We start from the raw sequence: 3,373 nt of genomic DNA, 5'->3' as shown, positions 1-3,373 counted from the left end.
TGCTGTTTGAGTTCGTCTAAGGAATGGATCGAATCATCCATCGCATCTCTCATAAAGGCGATCGCACCACCCATAAACAAACCGATCGCCCCCCCGATTAATAGATTTCGCTTTAGATCTGGGCCAGTTTTTTTACCTAATTTGGGTTCTTCTACCACTTGCCAAGCAAATCCGCCGCGCGCGATCTCCAATCCCAAATCCTGCCGTGCTTTCAACAACCGCCCTAAAGTCTCGCGCTCGGCTCGCACCGCTGGCTGCAACCGGTTATATTCTGAGAGCAAGGCTGGAAATTGCTGAAGTTGTTGCCGATACTTTTGCTCGACCTGCGCCAGACTTTGTTGACGAGCCAGCGCGACGTTCAAATTGGCTTGAGCGTCGATAAATTGGCTGGCTAAGTTCAAATCGATCGCGCCCAGTTGTCCGGCGGTCTGAGCATCAGCCGGATTGGGCGTACTACCCGACCGATCGCCAGCAGCTAACATTCGCTGCCGCTCTCTCTCCAGTTGGGACTGGAGTTTCTGCTGCCGCTCGATCGAGTTCTTGACGATCGAGGCTTCATCGGTATAACGCAGTCGATCTTGTAATAAGGTCAGCTCAGTTTTTTGGATCTCATTTAACAGATTTTGATAGCGTACCGACTGACTCAATCGAGTGGCCATCCCAAACGACTGGGGTGAGAATGCGAGTTTTTTCTCCAGAAAAGCATAGCGGGTGCGAAAATCTTGAATTTGCACCAAATTAGTCCGCTGCTCTTGCGAGATCTTATCTAATGATTCAACTACAGCTTTTGACTGAAGTTCTGGGTCGAGAAAGTTTTGAGTCTGGCGAAATTTTTCTAATGCGGACTCCGATTGTTGAACTCGCGCCTGAATTTGGGGCACTTGTTCGTTGAGAAATGCCAGCCCTCTGGACAACCGCAATTGTTGTTGTTCTTGGTTGTAATCTTGATAGACTTGCTGTGCCGTCTGCAAGATTTTCTGCGCTCTGACGGGATCGCGATCCTCATATCCGGCTTCAAAGATTTTGGTATCCACCTTTTTTTCGGCGGTTCTCCCCACAACCTGTATGACATATAGCGATTTTTTCACCTCGTCGATTGTCAGCTTGGGATAGATCGGACGCAGCCGATCGACGATCCGTTGAATCACGATCGAACTATTCATCAGCGTCAGTTGAGTGGCATAGTCTGCCTGGACGTCGGAGTCGGCAAACTGAGAATTATTCGATCCTTGCTCTGTTTTACTCCGATAGTTCTGATCTACCAACAGTTGCATCGAACTCCGGTAGGTGGGTTTCTGGTGTGCAGTGATCAGCCAAGCGACCCCGATCGCCCCTAAGATCGTAGCTAGCAACCAATATTTGCGGCGCAGCAGCACTGCAAACAGCTGTCCGTAACCCGCATTTTCTGCTGGTGACGGCATCGTCTGGATATATGTATCAGTTAAAATCTGACCGAAACCGATTGAATCATCTTCTGGTGAAGACATCAGCATTTTGGGAGCCATCGCTTCCTCCTTGAAATCTATATCTGCTAACGAAGACATTGCGACACGCTCGTCATCGCCCACCATCCGATCGAAATTCTTTGCTGCTACTGATGAACAGAGCGGTACCTCTAGCGGAATGGGCAGCACGTTACCATCAAACCGATGTGAATCTGAATCGTTACCGCCAGTCGATCGACTCAGATCGATTAACTTATTTACTTGGCGAAAGAACACCGATTCTGTGAAGCGATCGACCGCGTGCTGCCGAATTCGGGCATAGTTCCATTCGATCTTGCTGGCTTGCACTACCGCATCCCGCACCGCCTCTGGAGTTTGGCGATCGAAGAAAACGCCAGTTAATCCAGGTACTTGGGTATCCAATACCCCCCCAGCACCATAGGCAATTACAGGTGTCCCACTAAAATTTGCTTCGATCGGTACCAAACCATAGTCTTCTAGAGCGGCGACGATCGCCCCACAAGTCTTGGCCATCAGTTGGGTACGTTCGAGATCGCTCACGTATCCCAAAAAGCGAATATTTTTCCCGGCTTTTTGCTCCAGCCGCTGGCGTTCGGGACCCTCACCCACGATCGTCAGCGGCCAGCCCAATGAATTAAATGCTTCGATAATGATGTCCACCCGCTTGTAGCTCAACAACCGACAGCAAACTAAATGAAAATTTTCTTTGACATCGGAGAAGATAAATTTGCTCTCATCGATCGGATAATTGATTGTGATGGCTGGTTTGTCGTAAATTTGGCCGATCCGGTTGGCGACGGTGGTGGAGTTAGCAATGTACAGATCGGGTTCTCGTGAATACTGGACATCGAGTCTGCGCAAGTGTGTGAAGACTGTTTCGATAACTGGTGAGAAACATTGAAATTCCCTATACCCCTGAAGATAAACTTGGGTATCCCACAAAAAGCGGGTGATATTGTGACAAAAGCAAATATGTCGCGCGCTCGATCGCTTGCGGACACCTTTGGCAAAGCTCGATGAACTGCTAATAATCAGGTCGTACTTTTCCAAATTTAGCATCCGGAATGCTGGGTAATACAAGGGAGCCAGCAACCTAAAATACTTACTCGCGTTGGGAATCTTCTGAAGAAAGGTGGTGTTTACGTGCCGATCTCCTAGATCGATCGTCCTTTCGGCGTCGTACAAAGATGTGAATATATCTGCATTGGGGAAACATTTGCACAGTAGTTCAAATACGCGCTCTGCCCCGCCCCGTTGCGTTAAGTAGTCATGCACTAAGGCAACTTTCATAACTCTCCTGCTCGGAATAAAATATGCTCGATCGATAGCTATGAAAAAAATTTCCCTGCTGGTCAACAGAAAACGAGCCGATCCTGACGCAGCGCGGCAACTAATTAAGCTGCTCGCAACCCAAGCGTTCGATCGAGGCTTGCGAATTTAGTAAGTAGTTAAAAAATTTAGCTGAGTCCCACTTAGTTTTTTGTTCGTAGAGTATGAAACTTCAACTACAGTGATTTTTACATCTTCGCTCTGTCCGTCCCTCTGTCAAAAGACAGATGCCGATTCCCTCGCGCTACACCAAGATCGATGCCCGAGCGTCGAGCGGCACGCGACGATAATTACCTGAAATTACGTCATTCGATCGTCGCCTAATTACGACCCAAACCCTTATGCCTCGCCTTTTATGTCAATTTATCTCCTGCAAGCATATCGACAGGCATTATCGATAATGCGATCTGGTTGACAGTTAGATTTGGCCAAACTTGCTAAAAATTCGCTCGGGATCGATAGGTAACTGCTAAATTTGGTATCTATCGATCGACAGATAAGCAGACATCCGATCGACGTACAAACAAAATCTTTTTCAGGACTTTTTTCATCCAATTGAGTATGGAGCGCGATCGAGG

Annotated in this window: 2 protein-coding genes and 1 pseudogene; all 3 read right to left on the bottom strand. The window is 48.0% G+C overall.

The genetic code is table 11. The annotated features are described in order from the left end of the window. On the bottom strand, positions 1-1,421 hold a 1,421-nt coding region (locus RMO84_RS21440; RefSeq protein ID WP_396135909.1), incomplete at its 3' end, for a GumC family protein. Between the two features lie 267 nt (positions 1,422-1,688). Beyond that, positions 1,689-2,756, bottom strand: a pseudogene (locus RMO84_RS21435) (glycosyltransferase); the annotation flags it as partial. Positions 2,757-3,158: 402 nt separating this feature from the next. Then, positions 3,159-3,373: hypothetical protein (locus tag RMO84_RS20130; RefSeq protein WP_310490219.1), on the bottom strand; the 215-nt coding region annotated here is incomplete at its 5' end.

It is taken from the genome of Chamaesiphon sp. VAR_69_metabat_338 (assembly GCF_031423935.1).
Taxonomy (GTDB): Bacteria; Cyanobacteriota; Cyanobacteriia; order Cyanobacteriales; family Chamaesiphonaceae; genus Chamaesiphon.
Note: the sequence above shows the minus strand (reverse complement) of the source record. Positions and strands in the feature narration are given on the sequence as shown.